17 protein-coding genes are annotated in these 18,019 nt (G+C 63.8%); 8 read left to right on the top strand and 9 right to left on the bottom strand.

Annotated elements, in window-relative coordinates; translation table 11 throughout:
- Positions 1-180 precede the first annotated feature (180 nt).
- A complete protein-coding gene (locus BN1127_RS13805; protein WP_005323695.1) occupies positions 181-789 on the top strand; it encodes a thiol:disulfide interchange protein DsbA/DsbL in 609 nt (202 codons plus the stop codon).
- 119 nt (positions 790-908) lie between these two features.
- Here the strand turns inward: BN1127_RS13805 and phnE are convergent, their stop codons facing one another.
- The 5 genes from phnE to BN1127_RS13780 form a co-directional block, all read right to left on the bottom strand.
- Positions 909-2,444 carry a phosphonate ABC transporter, permease protein PhnE gene (phnE, locus tag BN1127_RS13800; protein WP_042649860.1) on the bottom strand — a complete coding sequence of 512 codons (1,536 nt, stop codon included), beginning with the start codon at positions 2,442-2,444 and terminating at the stop codon, positions 909-911.
- Positions 2,444-3,205, bottom strand: coding sequence for a phosphonate ABC transporter ATP-binding protein (locus tag BN1127_RS13795; RefSeq protein ID WP_042649853.1), 762 nt, complete (start codon positions 3,203-3,205; stop codon positions 2,444-2,446). Before BN1127_RS13795 ends, phnE begins: the two co-directional genes overlap by 1 nt.
- Positions 3,202-4,047, bottom strand: a complete 846-nt coding sequence (locus tag BN1127_RS13790; RefSeq protein WP_042649852.1) for a putative selenate ABC transporter substrate-binding protein — start codon at positions 4,045-4,047, stop codon at positions 3,202-3,204. Before BN1127_RS13790 ends, BN1127_RS13795 begins: the two co-directional genes overlap by 4 nt.
- 124 nt (positions 4,048-4,171) lie before the next feature.
- Entirely contained in the window at positions 4,172-5,350 is a 1,179-nt protein-coding gene (gene pncB / locus BN1127_RS13785; protein WP_005323685.1) for a nicotinate phosphoribosyltransferase, read from the bottom strand.
- A gap of 1 nt (position 5,351) precedes the next feature.
- Positions 5,352-5,987, bottom strand: coding sequence for a nicotinamidase (locus BN1127_RS13780; RefSeq protein WP_042649851.1), 636 nt, complete (start codon positions 5,985-5,987; stop codon positions 5,352-5,354).
- A 74-nt stretch (positions 5,988-6,061) separates the two neighbouring features.
- Here BN1127_RS13780 and BN1127_RS13775 point away from each other — a divergent pair, with 74 nt between their 5' ends.
- Together BN1127_RS13775 and BN1127_RS13770 are read left to right on the top strand one after the other, a co-directional pair.
- On the top strand, positions 6,062-6,712 hold the full coding sequence (locus BN1127_RS13775) for an NUDIX hydrolase (RefSeq protein WP_042649850.1): 651 nt from the start codon (positions 6,062-6,064) through the stop codon (positions 6,710-6,712).
- A 108-nt stretch (positions 6,713-6,820) separates the two neighbouring features.
- Positions 6,821-7,309, top strand: a complete 489-nt coding sequence (locus BN1127_RS13770) for a 2-thiouracil desulfurase family protein (RefSeq protein WP_042649849.1) — start codon at positions 6,821-6,823, stop codon at positions 7,307-7,309.
- On the opposite strand, the gene BN1127_RS13765 is transcribed toward BN1127_RS13770, so the two are convergent.
- The 3 genes from BN1127_RS13765 to BN1127_RS13755 all read right to left on the bottom strand — a co-directional run bounded on the left by BN1127_RS13765 (position 7,252) and on the right by BN1127_RS13755 (position 10,758).
- Positions 7,252-8,199, bottom strand: a complete 948-nt coding sequence (locus BN1127_RS13765; protein WP_042649848.1) for an acyltransferase — start codon at positions 8,197-8,199, stop codon at positions 7,252-7,254. The genes BN1127_RS13770 and BN1127_RS13765 overlap by 58 nt on opposite strands.
- Before the next feature lie 9 nt (positions 8,200-8,208).
- Positions 8,209-9,108, bottom strand: a complete 900-nt coding sequence (locus BN1127_RS13760; RefSeq protein WP_042649847.1) for an acyltransferase — start codon at positions 9,106-9,108, stop codon at positions 8,209-8,211.
- 132 nt (positions 9,109-9,240) lie between these two features.
- On the bottom strand, positions 9,241-10,758 hold the full coding sequence (locus tag BN1127_RS13755) for a YifB family Mg chelatase-like AAA ATPase (protein WP_042649846.1): 1,518 nt from the start codon (positions 10,756-10,758) through the stop codon (positions 9,241-9,243).
- Between the two features lie 383 nt (positions 10,759-11,141).
- Here BN1127_RS13755 and ilvG point away from each other — a divergent pair, with 383 nt between their 5' ends.
- The 5 genes from ilvG to ilvA all read left to right on the top strand — a co-directional run bounded on the left by ilvG (position 11,142) and on the right by ilvA (position 17,551).
- Positions 11,142-12,788 (top strand): acetolactate synthase 2 catalytic subunit, encoded by a 1,647-nt coding sequence (gene ilvG, locus BN1127_RS13750; RefSeq protein ID WP_042649845.1) that lies wholly within the window; start codon positions 11,142-11,144, stop codon positions 12,786-12,788.
- On the top strand, positions 12,785-13,063 hold the full coding sequence (gene ilvM / locus BN1127_RS13745) for an acetolactate synthase 2 small subunit (protein WP_042649844.1): 279 nt from the start codon (positions 12,785-12,787) through the stop codon (positions 13,061-13,063). Before ilvG ends, ilvM begins: the two co-directional genes overlap by 4 nt.
- 12 nt (positions 13,064-13,075) lie before the next feature.
- Positions 13,076-14,020, top strand: a complete 945-nt coding sequence (locus BN1127_RS13740) for a branched-chain amino acid transaminase (protein ID WP_042649843.1) — start codon at positions 13,076-13,078, stop codon at positions 14,018-14,020.
- Between the two features lie 147 nt (positions 14,021-14,167).
- Positions 14,168-16,009 carry a dihydroxy-acid dehydratase gene (gene ilvD / locus BN1127_RS13735; protein WP_042649842.1) on the top strand — a complete coding sequence of 614 codons (1,842 nt, stop codon included), beginning with the start codon at positions 14,168-14,170 and terminating at the stop codon, positions 16,007-16,009.
- Between the two features lie 3 nt (positions 16,010-16,012).
- A complete protein-coding gene (gene ilvA / locus BN1127_RS13730; protein ID WP_042649841.1) occupies positions 16,013-17,551 on the top strand; it encodes a threonine ammonia-lyase, biosynthetic in 1,539 nt (512 codons plus the stop codon).
- Positions 17,552-17,589: 38 nt separating this feature from the next.
- Here ilvA and BN1127_RS13725 read toward each other — a convergent pair.
- Positions 17,590-18,019, bottom strand: a 430-nt coding sequence (locus BN1127_RS13725) for a DMT family transporter (RefSeq protein ID WP_042649840.1), incomplete at its 5' end; no start/stop codon positions are given.

Genomic DNA, 18,019 nt, shown 5'->3' with positions numbered 1-18,019 from the left:
GGCATTGCCGCTGATGCCGAGCGGGTGAGCCGGGCAAGCCCCGGCAACCGAACCCGGGATGTCACGACGAGGGGCTCGCCCATCCGCCTTTGCCATTGACGGCAGGAGGGGGACGCAATAGGCTTGGACTGCTTCGGTTCGCCGGGCGTGCCTCACAGTGATCCCTTAACAGGAAACGTCATGAAAAAAGTACTATTTTTCCTCGCTGCCATGCTGATGATCCCCATGGTTCACGCCGCCCCGGAATTCAAGGAAGGCGTCAACTATGACGTGGTCACCCAGACCGGTAGCGCCCAACCTGAAGTACTGGAGTTCTTCTCCTACTTCTGCCCGCACTGCGCCAAGTTCGAGCCGATTGCCGAGGAGCTTAAGAAGAGCCTGCCGGAAGGCGTGGCGATGAAGAAGAACCCGGTGGCTTTCCTGGGTCGCGAGATGGGCCCCGAGATGCAGCGTGCCTATGCGGTTGCCAATCTGCTGAATGTGGAAGGCAAGCTGACCCCGGTCATCTTCGACAAGATCCACACCCAGCGTCAGGTGCCGCAAAGCCGTGCCGACGTGAAGCAGATCTTCGTGGACAACGGCGTGCCGGCCGAGGAGTTTGACGGTGCCGTCGACAGCTTCGCCGTCTCCGGCATGGTCTCCCAGTTCGACCGCAACACCGAGAGCTACAACGTGCGTGGTGTGCCGGCTTTCCTGGTCAATGGCAAGTACATGGTGAAGATTGAATCCATCACTTCCCAGGAGCAGTTCAACCAGCTGGTGAAATTCCTGCTGGCCAAGAAAGATTGATTGTTGCCTGACCGCATGAAGAAAGCCCGCCGATGCGAACCGGCGGGCTTTTTGTTTTTGTGGCCGCCAGAACCGGCCGCCTCGTCGGGCAGGGCGGACGGAGTCGGATCAAACCTGATTCAGATCTGGCAGTCTCGCTGGGAAGGCGCGGGGCGCGGCAACCGGGTGCGGCGGCTGATGGCTTCCGCCAGCCAGACCAGCAGCAAGATGGCCAGGATCAGGGTGGCCGCCTGATCGTAACGGAACAGACTCAGGGATATATAGAGCTGCTGTCCCAGTCCGCCTGCGCCCACCACCCCGAGGATGGTGGCGGCGCGCAGGTTCATCTCGCCGCGATAGAGGCTGTAAGCCAGCCACTGCCGTGACACCAGCGGGAACAGACCGTACCAGAAGCTGGCCGTGGGGCCGGCACCGCTCAATTGCAGGGCGAGGCGGGGGGTCTGATCCGCGTTCTCCAGCGTCTCCACGAACAGCCGGGCCAGCACCCCAGTGGTGTGCAGGGTGAGCGCCAGTATGCCCGCCACCGGCCCCAGCCCGACCGCGATCACCAGCAGGCTGGCGAAGATGAGCTCGGGCACGGAGCGCAGCAGGTTGAACAGCAACCGCAGCGGCCAGCAGTGGCGGGCGAGGCAGGCCAGCGGCAGTGCCAGCAGGGCGCTCAACAGGGTGCTCAGCAGCGCCATCTGCACCGTATCGAGCAGGCCAAGGCCGACTGTTCGCAGAAAAGGCCCCGACCAGTCCGGTTGCAGAAACTCGCCGACAAACTGCCCCAGTCCGCCAAAGGAGAAGCTCAACATGCGCCAGTCGAGCTGATGGAACGCCAGGGTACCAGCCAGCCCCAGGCAGATCAGCAGTTGCAGGCCGGGAGCGCGGCTGTGGCGCAGCCAGGCACTGAGGCCATCCGCCAGCGTGACCAGCAGGATGAAGGCCAGCAGCAGGGTCACCACCTCGCCGCCGGAAAACATGCGCAACGAGAGTTCGAGCTGCTGGCCGAGCCCGCCGGCGCCGACGAAGCCCATGATGACGGAGGCGCGCAGGGCACACTCCCAGCGATAGACGGTGTAGGAGAGCAGCTCCTGACGCACCGCAGGCAGCACGCCGTACCAGAGCGCCTGCAGGCGGCCGCTGCCACCGAGCAGCAGGGCGCGGGCCGGTTGCAGGGCGCCGCTCTCCATGATCTCGTTGTAGACCTTGGCCAGCATGCCGCCGTAGCTGACGGCGATGGCCAGGATGGCGGCGAGCGGCCCGAGCCCGGAGAGGCGCACGAACAGCAGCGCCCAGATGAGCTCGGGCAGGCTGCGCAGCAGGATGGCGATGAACCGGCTGAAGGCGCGCAAGGCGCCGCGCAGCGGGCTGGGGATGGGGCCCAGCTCGGCCAGCGACAGGGCGCGGGAGCCGAGCAGGGCGAACGGAATGCCGAGCAGCAGGGCGCCGGCCAGCCCCAGGGTCGCCACGGCCAGACTCTCCAGGGTGGCGGTCAGGGTCAGGGCGAGAAAGCTCTGATCAAGGCGGGGTGGCCAGCTGGTGGCGAGAAAATTGCCCATCAGCCGCCAGCTCTGGCCATCGAGCAGGCCGAGCCAGCCGTCGGCCTGCTGCCACAGGCTGAAGCCGACCAGGGCCAGCAGCCAGGGCAGGGGATGGCGCCAGCGGCGCATCAGCCGCTGCACGGCAGTGCCTCTTGCTCGCCGGCATAGAGGGCGGCCAGCATGGCCGGGGTGACGGCGGTGGCGGGGCTGTCGAACTGCACCCGCCCCTCGCGCAGGCCTATGATGCGGGGGAAGCGCTCGAGGGCCAGGTCGACCGCGTGCAGGCTGGCGATCAGGGTGCTGCCGCGAGTGCGGGCTTGCGCCAGCAGGGCATCCAGGCTGCTTTGGGCGAGCACGGGATCGAGGGCGGAAACGGGTTCATCGGCCAGCATCAGGTCCGGCTGCTGATAGAGCACCCGGGCGATGCCGACCCGCTGCAACTGGCCGCCGGAGAGTTCGCCGCAGCGCTGCTGCCACTTGTCGGCGAGGCCGAGACGGGCCAGTTCGGCCCGTGCACCTTGCGGATCGCAGGGGCGCAGCAGCGAGAGCAGGGCGCGAGCGAGGGACCACTGGCCGAGTCTGCCGGCCAGCACGGCAGTCACCACCGGCTGGGAGGCGGGCAGCGGAGGCTGTTGCCAGACCATGCCGATCCGGCTGCGCAGCCGCTGGCGGGCGTGGCTGGAGAGCGCCCAGGGATCCTGGCCCCAGAGGGCAAGCCTACCCTCGCCACGCAGCTCGGTGCCGATCAGCCGCAGCAGGCTGGTCTTGCCCGCGCCGCTCGGTCCTATGATGGCGACACACTCCCCCGCCTCGATCTGCAGGCGAAGCGGATGCAGGATGCGACTCTCGCCGAGCCGCAGCCCTGACCCCTCCAGCGCAACGGCGATCACTTCAGCAGACCGGCCTGGGTCGCGGCCGCTTCGATGCCCTGGTAGTTCTCGGGCCTGGTTTCGATGAAACGGCTGGCCCGCTGCAGCTTGAGGATCTCGGCCTGGGCCGGGACGGCAGGATCCAGGCTGAGGAAGGCCTGCTTGATCTTCTCCTGCAGCGCCGGATCCAGGTCGCCGCGCACAGTCCAGTTGTAGTCAAAGTAGGTCGGCGTGGTCCAGATCACCTTGACCTTGGCGGTATCGACCTTGCCCTCTTCCACCAGCTTGTCCCATACCGAGGCGTTGAGCGTACCGGCCGGCACCTTGCCGGAGGCGACCCAGGCGACGGTGGCGTCGTGGGCGCCGGAGAAGGCGACATGGGCGAAGTCACGCTCCGGATTGATGCCCTGCTCGGCCAGGAAGTGGCGCGGCATCAGGTGGCCCGAGGTGGAGGAGGGGGAACCGAAGGCGAAGTCCTTGCCCTTGGTGTCGGCCAGGGTCTTGATGCCGCTGTCGGCGTTGGCGATGAACTTGGAGGTGAACTGGGCGTCCTCCTGGCGCTGCACCAGCGGCACCACCTTGTCGGCACGGCGATGGGCCTGCACATAGGTGAAGCCCCCGAGCCAGGCCATGTCTAGCTTGCCGGCGGCCAGCGCCTCCACCACGGCGGCATAGTCGTTGACCGGCACGAACACCACCTCGCGGCCGGTCTGCTTGGCCAGGTAGTCACCCAGCGGGGCAAACTTGCGCTGCAGCTCGGTGGGGGCTTCGTCCGGAATGGCGGAGACTCGCAATGGCTCGGCGGCGGTGGCGCCCAGGCTGGCCAGCAGGGTGGTGAGGGCAAATATCCATTTCGAAGTCATGGGCAGTTCCTTGTGGTCTGTCGTTCGGGCAAGAGAAAGGCCCGACACGAGTCGGACCTGGCAGGAGGGTCATGGTAGGGGGCCTGTCGTGCTCTGCGCAAGATGGGCCCCTCAAAAAGGCGCGTTACACCCCGACGTGGAACGCCTGCTTGAGGTTGCGGATGAAGTCCGCATCCCGGCACAGGGTCTTGCCCGGGCTGTCTGAGATCTTGGCGACCGGGCCGCCGTTGCACTCCATCAGCTTGAAGACGATGTTCATGGGGCTGACGCCGGGCAGATCGCAGGTGAGCTGGGTGCCGATGCCGAAGCTGGTGTTGATGCGGCCCCGGAAGTGGCGCAGCAGCTGCACCGCCTTGTCGAGATTGAGCCCGTCGGAGAACACCAGCGTCTTGTCTCTTGGGTCGATGCCGAGCCGCTGGTAGTGGCTGATGGCCTTCTCGCCCCACACCACGGGATCGCCGGAGTCGTGGCGCAGCCCCTGATAGCGGCTGGCCAGCTCGAAGTCGAAGTCGCGCAGGAAGGCATCCATGGTGATGCAGTCGGTCAGGGCGATGCCGAGGTGGTTGGTGAATTCATCCAGCCAGCTGGTGAGGGCTGCACGCTGGCTGTGCTCCAGCGGGAAGCCGAGCTGCTGGTGGGCCTGGAACCATTCGTGGGCCTGGGTGCCCACCGCTGGCAGCCGGTATTTCTGGGCCAGCTGGTAGTTGCTGGTGCCCTTGAATGCTGGCAGGCGCTCCTTGAGACGACCCACCACCGCATCCTGCACCGCGTGGGAGAAGCGGCGGCGGGTGCCGAAGTCGATGAGGTTGAAATCCTGCATCTCCGCCGGGCTCAGCTCCCGCTCCAGCTTGTCTAGCTTCTGGTCCAGTCGCGCCAGGGCATGGCTCACCCCGAACTGGGGATAGCGGAAGCGGTTGCGCATTTCGCTGATGATGGCGAGCACCGGGATTTCCCACAGGATCACATCCTGCCAGGGCCCCTCGACTCGCACGTTGATGCGACCATCCTGTTCGAACACCTTGAGCAGGGAGGCATCGAGCGGCTTGCGGCGCAGGTGATCCAGGTAATCGGCGGTGAAGAAGGGGCGTTCGGCCAGGAAGTCGAGCTCTGGCCTGGTTAGCCGCAAGGAGCCGGCGAGGTGCAGCTGCTCCTCGATCTGGCCCATCATGGGCAGCAGATCTTCTTCGTTGCGGCTGTGGAACTCGGCCACCACCTCGGCATCCGGGTAGCGATGGAACACCGCCTGCTGCATGTGCAGCTTGTAGGCATCGGTGTCGAGCAGGCTGGTGAGAATCGGGGGCATATCAGGCGTCCAGCAGGCGTTGTACATCGATCAGGCTCTGGGCGAGTTCTGCACCGGCCTCGATCATCTGGGTGTGGGCGCTGGCCACCGTCTCGGGGGCGATGCCACGACAGGCGTCGAGATGAACGATGACCCGCAGACCGGCTCGGCGCAGTTGCAGCACGCTGGTCTTGACGCAGTAGTCGGTGGCGAGGCCTCCCACCAGCACCGTGCTGACGCCCCGTGCTTGCAGGAATTCGATAAGCCCGGTGCTGCGGCGCTCGGCCAGGTCATGGTAGCAGGCGCCGTACGGATGCAGGTCCGGCTCGACCCCCTTCCAGACGAAGAAGTCATAGTCGATGGGGGCGGGCAGGCCATCGAGCAGCTCGAATCCCGAGGTGCCCGGGACGCAATGAGCCGGCCAGGTAAGATCGGCGTTGGGCAGATCCAGGGGTTGCAGCATGGCGGCGGGGCTTGTCACGACCCAGGCGGCGTTCGCGGGGTGGGCATCCTTGCTGCCGACTCGCAGGGTGGCGAGGGCGGCCTGCGCGTTGAGGGCCGCCACTATGTCAGCCCCGCCCGCGACGGGCAGTTCGTTCGGGCAGAGAGGGGTAAAGCCCTTCTGCGCATCTATATCCAGGCTGGCGATGGTTCCCATGGGTGGCTCCTGCACATAATATTCTTGTGATATTATCTACCAAACATTATTAGAAGGCGAGCAGGTCGACCAGGATGCCGAGAATGAGTCTGGATATGGTGGTGCTGCGGTTGAACGAGGAGCGGCTCGAACTGCTGCTCGAGACCCGGGATCGCCCCCCCTTTACCCACTGCTGGCAGTTGCCGGCCCTGCGCATCGACGAGACCCGGGACCGGGATCTGGATGCCGCACGCTACCGTCTGCTGGCGGAGTGGGGGCTGGGTCATTGCTACAGCGAACAGGTCTGTACCCTCGGCAATCTGGAGCGGGATCCCCGTGGCTGGTCCACCACCCTGGTCTATCTCTGTCTGGTGGAACCCAGAGCGGAGGCAGTACGAGGTCATTGGCACCCGCTCTCGGCCTTGTCTGGCCTCGACCTCGCCTTCGATCACGACCAACTGATCGCCAGAGGGCTGGAGCGGTTGCGCATCAAGAGCCGCTACAGCACCTTGCCGCTGCAACTGTTGGGGACCGAATTCACCCTCTCCGAGGTGCAACGGGCCTTCGAGATCGTCCTGCAGACGCCGATGAACACGGCGGCGTTTCGCAAGCGGATCCATCGCGCCGACATCCTGGTGGATACCGGTCGCAAGCGCACCGGCAAGCAGCGTCCCGCCATCCTCTATCGGTTGGAAAACCCCTGCTGCGTGATGTTCGATCAGGTGATGAATGGAGCCGAGGCATGAACAAAGCACCGCCCCGGGTGCTGGTCAGCGTCTGCCTGCTGGATCCAATGCCGCCGCACTACGACGGCTATGCACCAAGGTATCTGGTCGACCAATGGAGAACGAAGCATGAGTGACGCAGGAGTGCACAAGGTATTGGTAAGCGCCTGTCTGCTGGGCCAGCCGGTTCGCTACGACGGCCAGAGCAAGGGGATCATCAGCGACTGGCTGAGTGAACTGGGCGCCGAGGGGCGGGTGCTGGCCTTCTGCCCCGAGGTGGCAGGCGGTCTGTCGACCCCGCGCCCTCCCGCCGAACGGCAGGGTGAGCGGGTGGTGACCGAGAGCGGGCTGAATGTGACGGCGGAGTTCGATCGTGGCGCCGAACTGGCGTTGGCGATCTGCCAGCGGCAGGGCATCCGCTTCGCCATGCTGAAAGAGGGAAGCCCCTCCTGCGGCAGTAGCCGCATCTACAATGGCCGCTTCGAGGGGGTTTCCGTGGCGGGGGAGGGCAAGACCACGGCCCTGCTGCGCCGCCACGGCATTGCCGTGTTCAGCGAGGATCAGCTGCCCGAGCTGGCGTCGGCGCTCTCCTTGACGGTCAACGCCGCGGGCGCCTGATCCTGCTGCCAGCCTTCCAGCACCTCGTCCTTCTCCTGCCAGCACTGGTTCAGCCACGCCTGGAAGCCGCGCTTGAACTGCTTGTCGTTGAAGTAATCCCCTACCAGCTGCCCGTCCACCGGCAGCTCCTCGATGCGTACCCGGATGCGTGTCATCCGCCCCATCAAAAAGTCCTTGAACGGGGTCTCTGCGTTGTCCGGATAACTGATGGTGACATTGATCAGACTGTCGAACTGTTCTCCCATGGCCGCCAGGGTGAAGGCCAGCCCCGCCGCCTTGGGTGGCATCAGGTGCTGGTAACGGGAACGGGTCGCCTCTCGCTTTTCCTCGGTGAAGCGGGTCCCCTCAACGAAGTTGATGACGGTGGTGGGGATGTGGCGAAACTTCTCGCAGGCGTGGCGGGTGGTCTCGATATCCTTGCCGCGAAGGTGCGGGTTGCGCAGCAGGAATTCCCGTGAGTAGCGGCGCATAAAGGGCATGTCCAGTCCCCAGCAGGCGAGCCCCAACAACGGGATGTAGATGAGCTCGTGTTTCATGAAAAACTTGGGCACCGGCAGCCGATCACGGAACAGGTGACCCAGCACCACTATGTCGGTCCAGCTCATGTGGTTGCTGATGATGAGGTACCAGCCATCCTTGCGTAGCCGGGTCTCATCCTCAATCTGCCAGTCGATGCGGGTGGTGAGGCTTATCACCAGGGCGTTGCAGGCCAGCCACAGGCGCATGAAGCCATTGTTGAGCCGGCTGCAGGCGCGGCCAAAGGCCGGGATCGGCAGCAGTAGTTTCGCCAGGGAAACCAGCAGGATCAGGCTGGCACACAGGGCGGTGAACAAAATGGTCAGGCTGGTGCTGATGAACAGCACCAGGGGACCCGGGAGCAGGCTTGGCATGGGTGTCGTTTACTGCGTCTTGTCCGCCAGCAGCTGACCCAGGGTCTGGTCCTTCTCACGCCAGATCCCGTTCAGCCACTGTTGAAACTCTTGTTGGAACTCGGGGTCATTGAAGTAATCCCCCACCAGATTGCGTTCGATCGGCAGAAAGCGGACCCGAACCTTGATCTCCTTGACCCGACCGCACATGAAGTCCCAATAGCTGGGGATGCCACCCGGATAGGCGATGGTCACATCCACCAGCTTGTGCAGTTGATCCCCCATGGCCGCCAGGGTGAAGGCGATGCCGCCAGCCCTCGGGTGCAGGAGATGGCGATAGGGCGCGCCCTGTTTGTCGTGCTTGTGGGCGGTGAAGCGGGTGCCCTCCACGAAGTTCATCACACTCACCGGAATGTGGCGGAACTTGGCACAGGCCTTCCGTGTCGTTTCTATATCTTTTCCCTTCAGATGGGGTCGCTTTTCCAGAAGTTTACGGGAATAGCGCCGCATGAAGGGGAAGTCCAGCGCCCACCATGCCAGACCGAGAAAAGGTACCCAAATCAGTTCTTTCTTGAGGAAAAACTTCAGGAAGGGGATTTTCTGATTAAAAATCCGCTGCAGTACCAGTATGTCGACCCAGGATTGATGGTTGGCAATCACCATATACCACTCATTCCGGCGCCCTTTGTCCACTCCGACCACCTCGAAAGGGGTTCTGATGATGGTTTTCTGGATCAGGTTGTTGAAACCTATCCAGCAGCTGGCGCAGCCGTCCAGCAGGGCGTTGCAGAGGGTTCGCCAGCCCTTGAGGGGCAGCAACAGCTTGATGAGACCGAGCAGCAGGATGGGGACAAACCAGAACAGGGTGTTGAAAAAATAGAGCAGGGTCGAGAGGCAGCCGCGCAGCCGCTCTATCAGCTTGTTGTGCATGAATCGGATCCGTTTTCGTGTCTGTGGGTGGTAACCAAGTGGTCAGATCTGTGGCCATAATATCAGCCGATCCGGCGCTAGACCATGGATGCACCGTACTGACGCCGGGCGCTCCTCCCCATCATGTCGCGTTCAGTGGCCGCTGCGCAGCCGTGACAGCAGCCTGTCCATGGCCCTGTAGCCAAGCGCCTCGATGAGATGCTCCTTCTCGATGGTGGGGTGCCCCGCCAGATCCGCTATGGTGCGTGACACCCGCAGGATGCGGTGCCAGGCCCGGATGCTGAGCCCCAGCCTCTGGATGGCGTTCTCCAGAAATTCGGCATCTTGCGGTGATAAGCGGCAAATATCCTCTATCTCACGACTATCCAGCAGATTGTTGAGTTTGCCATTGCGGCTCAGCATGCGCTCCCGCGCGCCCAGCACCCGCTCACGGATCTGTTGACTCGACTCACCCCGCTCCGCCTTACCGGTCAAGCTCCCCTTGGGCAGCAGCGGCACCTCCACCGTCAGATCGAAGCGATCGAGAAAGGGGCCCGAGAGCTTGCCGAGGTAGCGCAGTATCTGATCCGGGCTGGAGCGGGTCTGGCCGTCCCCGTAGTGGCCGCAGGGGCTGGGATTCATGGCGCCCACCAGCTGGAAGCGGGCGGGGAAGTCCACCTGGCGGGCGGCCCGGCTGATGGTGATGTGGCCGGTCTCCAGCGGTTCTCGCAGGGAGTCGAGCACCTTGCGCTCAAATTCGGGGAGCTCGTCGAGAAACAGCACTCCGTTGTGGGCCAGGGAGATTTCCCCTGGCCTCGGGTGGCTGCCGCCCCCCACCAAGGCCACAGCTGAGGCGCTGTGGTGGGGCGTGCGATAGGGCCTGTGATGCCAGTGACCGGCGCGGGGGGTGAGGCCGCCGATGGAGTGGATGGCGGCGGTCTGCTGCGCCTCCTGTTCGCTCAGTGGCGGCAGTATGCCGGGCAGGCGGCTTGCCAGCATGCTCTTGCCGGTGCCGGGCGGACCTATGAACAGCAGGTTGTGGCTGCCGGCGGCGGCGATCTCCAGCGCCCGCTTGGCCTGGGACTGGCCGATCACATCCTGCAGATCCGGCACGTCGGGCAAGGTGTCCGTGGTCTGGGGCTCCGGCAGGGGCAGCTCGTACTGGCCCGCCAGCCAGGCGGTGACGGCCAGCAGCTGGTGGGCGGTACGCACTTCGGCGTCCTGAATGAGGGAAGCCTCGGGGCCGTTCTCCCGAGGTACCAGCAGGGTACGCCCGGCGTCGCGGCAGGCGAGCACGGCGGGCAGCACGCCGAGCACGGGACGGATCTCGCCGGTCAGGGCCAGCTCCCCTAAAAATTCGTGATCGAGCAGGTATTTTGCAGGTATCTGCTTGGAAGCGGCGAGAATGCCGATGGCGATAGCCAGATCGAAACGGCCCCCCTCCTTGGGCAGATCGGCAGGGGCCAGGTTGACCGTGATGTGCTTGGAGGGGAACTCGAAGTTGCCGTTGAGCAGGGCGCTGCGCACCCTGTCCCGCGACTCTTTCACCGAGGTTTCCGGCAGTCCCACCATGTTGAAGGCGGGCAGTCCGTTGGATAAATGGACTTCCACCGTGACTTGCGGCGCCGCAATTCCCAGGCTGGCACGGCTATAAACCACAGCTAATGACATAAATCCCGTCCTTGGTTTGATGTATGTGCTGGTTAACCGTTTTTTATTAGTTTTTTGTTCCAGAGAGCAGCTTGCAGATCAGTCAAAATCAGAGTCTTGTCAGGTAAAAAATGCTTGCCCAATAAAAATCACCATGCTAGTTCTAATAGCCATTCGCGGTGCAAACCGCCCCCATTTCACAGGATTTCCGGTTGTAACTATGAACATGGCCTCCCGTTTCGTCAGCATTATTGTGGTCCTAGTGGTGATTATTATCTCACCGCTCGGGGCTCGTTTAGCTGCACGGAACAAGGGATAGACCCACCACCGGACAGAACGAAACAAGCGACCCCCGAGCCTCACGGCCCGGGGGTTTTTTTTCGACCAAAGGACAGGATTTCCACATGAACGGCGCGCAGTTTTTGGTACAGGCTCTCAAGAAACAGGGTGTGACCCAGGTGTTTGGTTACCCGGGCGGAGCCATCATGCCGGTCTATGACGCCCTGTATGACGGTGGACTGGCCCATCAGCTCTGCCGTCACGAGCAGGGGGCTGCCATGGCCGCCGTGGGTTATGCCCGCGCCTCCGGCCAGGTGGGGGTCTGCATCGCCACCTCGGGCCCAGGGGCCACCAACCTGGTGACAGGCCTGGCGGAGGCGCTGCTCGACTCCGTGCCCCTGGTCGCCATCAGCGGTCAGGTCGCCTGCGCCGCCGTCGGTACCGATGCGTTTCAGGAGGTCGATGTACTCGGTATGTCTCTCTCCTGCACCAAGCACTCCTTCATGGTGACGGATCCCGCCGATCTGGGCCGGGTGCTGGCGGAAGCCTTCGCCATCGCCACCGAAGGGCGTCCGGGTCCTGTGCTTATCGACTTTCCCAAAGATGTGCAGCTCGCCGCCGTGCCAACCCAGAGCCCGCTGTTTGCGGTGGAGGAGCCTGAGCCCCTCAATCCGGCCGAGCTGACCCTGGCCCGCACTCTGCTGGCCGCTGCCGAGCGTCCCGTGCTCTACGTCGGGGGCGGTGTGGGCATGGCCAATGCGGAGCCGCAGCTGCGGGACTTTGCCGCCGCCACCGGTATGCCGGCGGTCACCACCCTCAAGGGGATAGGCGCGCTCGATCCCGACAGCCCCGTCTACCTCGGCATGCTCGGCATGCACGGCACCAAGGCCGCCAACTATGCGGTGCAGCAGTGCGATCTGCTGGTGGTGGTGGGTGCCCGTTTCGATGACAGGGTGACCGGCAAGCTGGAGGAGTTCGCTCCCGAGGCCAGGGTGATCCATCTGGACGTGGATGCCGCCGAGTTCGGCAAGCGCCGCGCCGCCGACGTGGGCATCACCACGGATCTCAAGCGGGTGTTGCCCGCCCTGGCCATGGCGTTGGCGATCGATCCCTGGCGTGAGCACTGCGCCGCCATGGCTCGTGAGTATGCGTTTCGCTACGACCACCCCGGCCAGCCCATCTATGCCCCGGCCCTGCTCAAGCAGCTCTCCGAGCGCTTGCCCGAGACCAGCGTGGTGGCCTGCGACGTGGGTCAGCACCAGATGTGGGTGGCCCAGCACATGCGCTTCACCAGTCCGCGCAATCACCTCTCCAGCGCCGGTCTCGGCACCATGGGCTTCGGTCTGCCCGCCGCCATCGGCGCCAAGATGTCGCGCCCGGATGACGAGGTGGTGCTGGTGAGCGGTGACGGCTCCTTCATGATGAACGTGCAGGAGCTCGGCACCATACGCCGCGCCCAGCTCAAGGTGAAGATGGTGCTGATCGACAACCAGCGCCTCGGCATGGTGCGCCAGTGGCAGGAGCTGTTCTTCGACGGCCGCTACAGCGAAACCATACTCTCCGACAACCCGGATTTCATCGCCCTGGCCGCTGCGTTCGGCATCCCGGGCGAGACCATCACATGCAAGGAGCAGATAGCCGGTGCACTCGACCGCCTGCTGGCGAGCGAGAGTGCCTACCTGCTGCATGTGGCCATTTCAGAGGAAGAAAACGTCTGGCCCCTGGTTCCGCCGGGAGTCGCCAACCACAAGATGATGGAGCAACGCCCATGAAGCAGCACAGCTTTCACCAACCCGGATTAGCGCAGCACACACTGCATATCCACGCCCAGCCGAGACCCGAAGTGATGGAGCGGGTGCTGCGGGTGGTGCGTCACCGTGGCTTCGCCCTCTGCGCCCTGAATATGGAGCAGGATTGCCAACAGCTGCGGATCACGGTTACTGTCGAGTCGGAGCGTCCCATCCAGCAGTTGTGGAGCCAGCTGGTCAAGCTGGTGGATGTCTCCCGGGTCGATGCACTGGAACAGCAACCCCGGATCAGCGCTTAAGGAGCAAAGCCAATGTCACAGCCTTCCCAATCCGCCACTCACCCCCAATACATCTGGTTCAACGGCAAACTGGTGCCCTGGCAGGATGCTCAGGTGCACGTCATGAGCCACGCCCTGCACTACGGCTCCTCGGTGTTCGAGGGGGTGCGCGCCTATGACACCCCCAAGGGGACCTGTATCTTCCGCCTGCAGGAGCACACCCGCCGCCTGTTCGACTCCGCCAAAATCTACTGGATGGACGTTCCCTACAGCGAGTCTGATGTGAATGAAGCCTGCCGCACCGTGGTGCGCGAGAACGGCCTGAAGAGTGGCTATCTGCGCCCGCTGGCCTTTGTCGGCAACGTGGGGCTGGGGCTGCATCCGCCGCTGGATGCCAAGGCAGACCTTATCGTCGCCGCCTTGCCCTGGGGCGCCTATCTGGGGGAAGAGGGGCTGAAGAACGGGGTGGATGTGTGCGTCACCTCCTGGAGCCGGCTTGCCCCCAACACCATACCCACAGGTGCCAAGGCGGGCGGCAACTACCTCTCTTCCCAGCTCATCAGCCGGGAGGCCAAGCGCAACGGCTTCGCCGAGGGACTGGCGCTGGACGTGAACGGCTACCTGAGCGAAGGGGCGGGGGAAAACCTCTTCCTGGTGAAGAACGGCGTGCTGTTCACCCCGCCCGCCACCGCCGCCATCCTGCCCGGCATCACCCGCGACACCATCATGACCCTCGCTCGTGACCTGGGGTATGAGGTGCGCGAGCAGGCACTGCCGCGCGAGGCGCTCTACGTGGCGGACGAGATCTTCATGACGGGCACGGCGGCCGAGGTGACCCCGGTGCGCTCTGTGGATCGGATGAAGGTGGGCTCTGGCAGCCGCGGCCCCGTGACCGAGCAGCTGCAGAACGCCTTCTTCGGCCTGTTCAACGGCAAGACCGAGGACAAGTGGGGCTGGCTGACGCCGGTCAACGACTGATGAGAGAGGGGAGGCGTCACGCCTCCCCGAGTCGCTTCCGATGAAGGCTCCCTCGTGGTGCCTTCATCAGGATCGATTCCCGATCCGCGAATCACACATTCATGTTGAAAGACAATGCGCCCCAGGGGCATTCAGGGAGTAGAGACAATGCCGAAGTTGAGATCCGCCACCACCACCCACGGACGTAACATGGCCGGGGCCCGCGCCCTCTGGCGTGCCACCGGCATGACAGATCAGGATTTCGGCAAGCCCATCATTGCCGTGGTCAACTCATTCACCCAGTTCGTGCCCGGTCACGTGCACCTCAAGGATCTGGGTCAGCTGGTGGCCCGGGAGATCGAGGCCGCCGGCGGCGTCGCCAAGGAGTTCAACACCATAGCGGTCGATGACGGCATCGCCATGGGCCATGGCGGCATGCTCTATTCCCTGCCGTCCCGGGAACTGATCGCCGACTCGGTGGAGTACATGGTCAACGCCCACTGCGCCGACGCCATGGTCTGCATCTCCAACTGCGACAAGATCACCCCGGGGATGCTGATGGCCGCCCTGCGCATCAACATTCCGGTGATCTTCGTCTCCGGCGGCCCCATGGAGGCGGGCAAGACCAAGCTCTCCGATCAGATCATCAAGCTGGATCTGGTGGACGCCATGATCCAGGGCGCCGACCCCAAGGTTTCCGATGCCCAGAGCGATCAGATAGAGCGCAGCGCCTGCCCCACCTGCGGCTCCTGCTCCGGCATGTTCACCGCCAACTCCATGAACTGTCTGACCGAGGCACTCGGCCTCTCCCAGCCGGGCAACGGCTCCATGCTGGCGACCCACGCCGATCGGGAGCAGCTGTTCAAGCTGGCAGGTCAGCGCATCGTCGCTTTGGCCAATCGCTACTACCAGCAGGATGACGAGAGCGCGCTGCCGCGCAACATCGCCACCAAGGCGGCGTTCGAGAACGCCATGGCCCTGGACATCGCCATGGGTGGTTCCACCAATACAGTGCTGCACCTGCTGGCGGCGGCCCAGGAGGCCGGGGTCGACTTCACCATGGCCGACATCGACCGCATGTCCCGCAAGGTGCCTCAGCTGTGCAAGGTGGCCCCGTCCACCCAGAAGTACCACATGGAAGACGTGCACCGCGCTGGTGGTGTGGTCGCCATCCTGGGTCAGCTGGAAAGAGCCGGCCTGGTGCACGGCGATACCCGCAACGTGCTCGGCACCTCCCTGAGCGAGTTGCTGGAGGCCTATGACGTCAGCCGCTGTGACGACAAGGCGGTGCACGACTTCTATCGCGCCGGCCCGGCCGGTATTCGCACCACCAAGGCATTCAGCCAGAACTGCCGCTGGCCGGAGCTGGATCTGGACAGAGCAGAAGGCTGCATCCGCTCCCTGGACAACGCCTACAGCCTGGAAGGGGGGCTGGCGGTGCTCTCCGGCAACCTGGCCCTCAACGGTGCCATCGTCAAGACCGCCGGGGTGGATGACGAGAACCTCTGCTTCCGTGGCCCGGCCCGGGTGTTCGAGAGCCAGGACACTGCGGTCGCCGGCATTCTGGACGGCACTGTAAAAGCGGGTGAAGTGGTGGTGATCCGCTACGAAGGCCCCAAGGGCGGCCCCGGCATGCAGGAGATGCTCTACCCCACCACCTATCTCAAGTCCATGGGCCTCGGCAAGGCGTGCGCCCTGATCACCGACGGTCGCTTCTCCGGCGGTACCTCCGGTCTCTCCATCGGCCACGTCTCCCCCGAGGCGGCGTCCGGCGGCACCATAGGGCTGGTGGAGGATGGGGACATCATCAACATCGACATTCCGGCCCGCAGCATGGTGCTGGAAGTGGCTGACAGCGTGCTGGCAGCTCGCCGCGCCGCCGTCGAGGCCCGTGGCTGGAAGCCGCTCAATCGCCAGCGTCAGGTCTCCTACGCCCTGCGTGCCTACGCCATGCTCGCCACCAGTGCCGACAAGGGCGCGGTGCGCGATTTAAGCAAGCTGGAGGAGTAAGCCATGGTCTCTGCGGCGGATTATCTACGCAAGGTGCTGCTCTCACCCGTCTACGAGGCGGCGCGGGTGACGCCCTTGCAGACCCTTAAAAAATTATCCGAGCGACTCGGCAACCACGTGGCGCTCAAGCGGGAAGATCTGCAGCCGGTGCACTCCTTCAAGCTGCGGGGTGCCTATCACAAGATCGCCACCCTGAGCGCCGAGCAGAAGTCCCATGGCGTGGTGGCGGCCTCGGCCGGCAACCATGCCCAGGGTGTCGCGCTGTCGGCGGCCAAGCTCGGCATCAAGGCGATCATAGTGATGCCCAAGACCACGCCGGACATCAAGATCGACGCGGTGCGACGGCTGGGCGGCAACGTCATGCTGTTTGGCAACAGCTTCGACGAGGCCTACGGCGAGAGCCGCCGCCTCGCCGAACTGGAGGGCTACACCCTGATCCCGCCGTTCGACGATGTCGAGGTGATCGCGGGTCAGGGCACCATCGGCAAGGAGCTGCTGGAGCAGGATACCCACCTCACCCACGTCTTCGTACCTGTGGGTGGCGGCGGTCTGGCTGCCGGGGTGGCGGTCTACATCAAGCAACTGCTGCCGGATGTGAAGGTGATCGGGGTGGAGGCCGAGGGGTCCGCCTGCCTCAAGGCCGCCATGGAGGCTGGTGAGCCGGTCAACCTGGAGCGGGTCTCGCTGTTTGCCGACGGGGTGGCGGTCAAGCGCATCGGCACCGAGACCTTCCGCCTGTGCAACCAGTATCTGGACGAGGTGGTGACCGTCTCCAACGACCAGATCTGCGCGGCGCTGAAAGACATCTTCGACGACTGCCGCGCCATCGCCGAGCCCTCCGGTGCCCTGTCCCTGGCTGGTCTCAAGGCCTACAGCGAACGGGAGCAGGTGAAGGGGGGGCGGATGGCTGCCATCCTGTCCGGCGCCAACGTCAACTTCCACAGCCTTCGCTACGTGTCGGAGCGCTGCGAGATCGGCGAGAAGCGCGAGGGCATGCTGGCGGTGACCATACCCGAGCGCAAGGGGGCCTTCCTCGACTTCTGTCGCCAGCTTGGGCCCCGCATGGTGACCGAGTTCAACTACCGCTACGCGGATGCGGTGCAGGCCTCCTTGTTCGTCTCGGTACGCCTCACCGGCGGCGACGAGGAGCTGGGCCAGATAATCGACCAACTCGGTGGCAACGGTTACCCCGTGGTCAACATGACCGAGAGCGAGCTGGCCAAGAATCACGTGCGCTACATGATTGGCGGCCGCCCGGCCCGGCCCCTCGGTGAGCGTCTCTACAGCTTCAAGTTCCCGGAGCAGCCGGGTGCCCTGATGCGCTTCCTCGAGACCCTGGGCTGTCGCTGGAACATCAGCCTGTTCCACTACCGCAACCACGGCGCCGACTATGGCCGGGTGCTGTGCGCCTTCGAACTGCCGGACGAAGACGTGGCCGCCTTCCACGACTATCTGCACGAGATTGGCTACGGCTGGAAGGAGGTGAGCGACGATCCCGCCTATCGCCTGTTCCTGGCGAGTGGTGATGAACGGATGAAATGATTCAAAGAGGGAAGTGTCAACTTCCCTCTTTGATATTTTCACGAGAGCATTTTTTCAGATGTGCGTCGACTTGGTAGGCTGAATAATTTTATAGAGGCGATGACTATTAGTGCCCCCATAATAGTTGTCGTCGTAATTTCAGTATCGAAAATAATGAAGTCAAAAAACATAGTTAATATTGGCACCAGATAGAAGAGGACGCTGACCTTGCTCGCCGAGTTTCTCTGGATCATATAGAACAACAGTAATACAGCCCCGGTGGAAACGACCACTATCATCCATGACAAGGAGAAGACGAAGTTTGGGCTCCAATTCACATGCCATCCAATGATGAGAGAAGTGGCCACGAAGACGATGGAGGCACAACCATTCTGAAGCATGCCTGACTCCAATGGCGTCATGGGGATCGTCTTCTGGAAGAGAGAGCCTATGCTGATCGCCATTACCGACAGGGCTGACGCATCAGTG

Origin of the sequence: Aeromonas media (genome assembly GCF_000819985.1) — a bacterium.
GTDB lineage: Bacteria > Pseudomonadota > Gammaproteobacteria > Enterobacterales > Aeromonadaceae > Aeromonas > Aeromonas media.
This window is presented reverse-complemented; position numbering and strand designations above follow the sequence as displayed.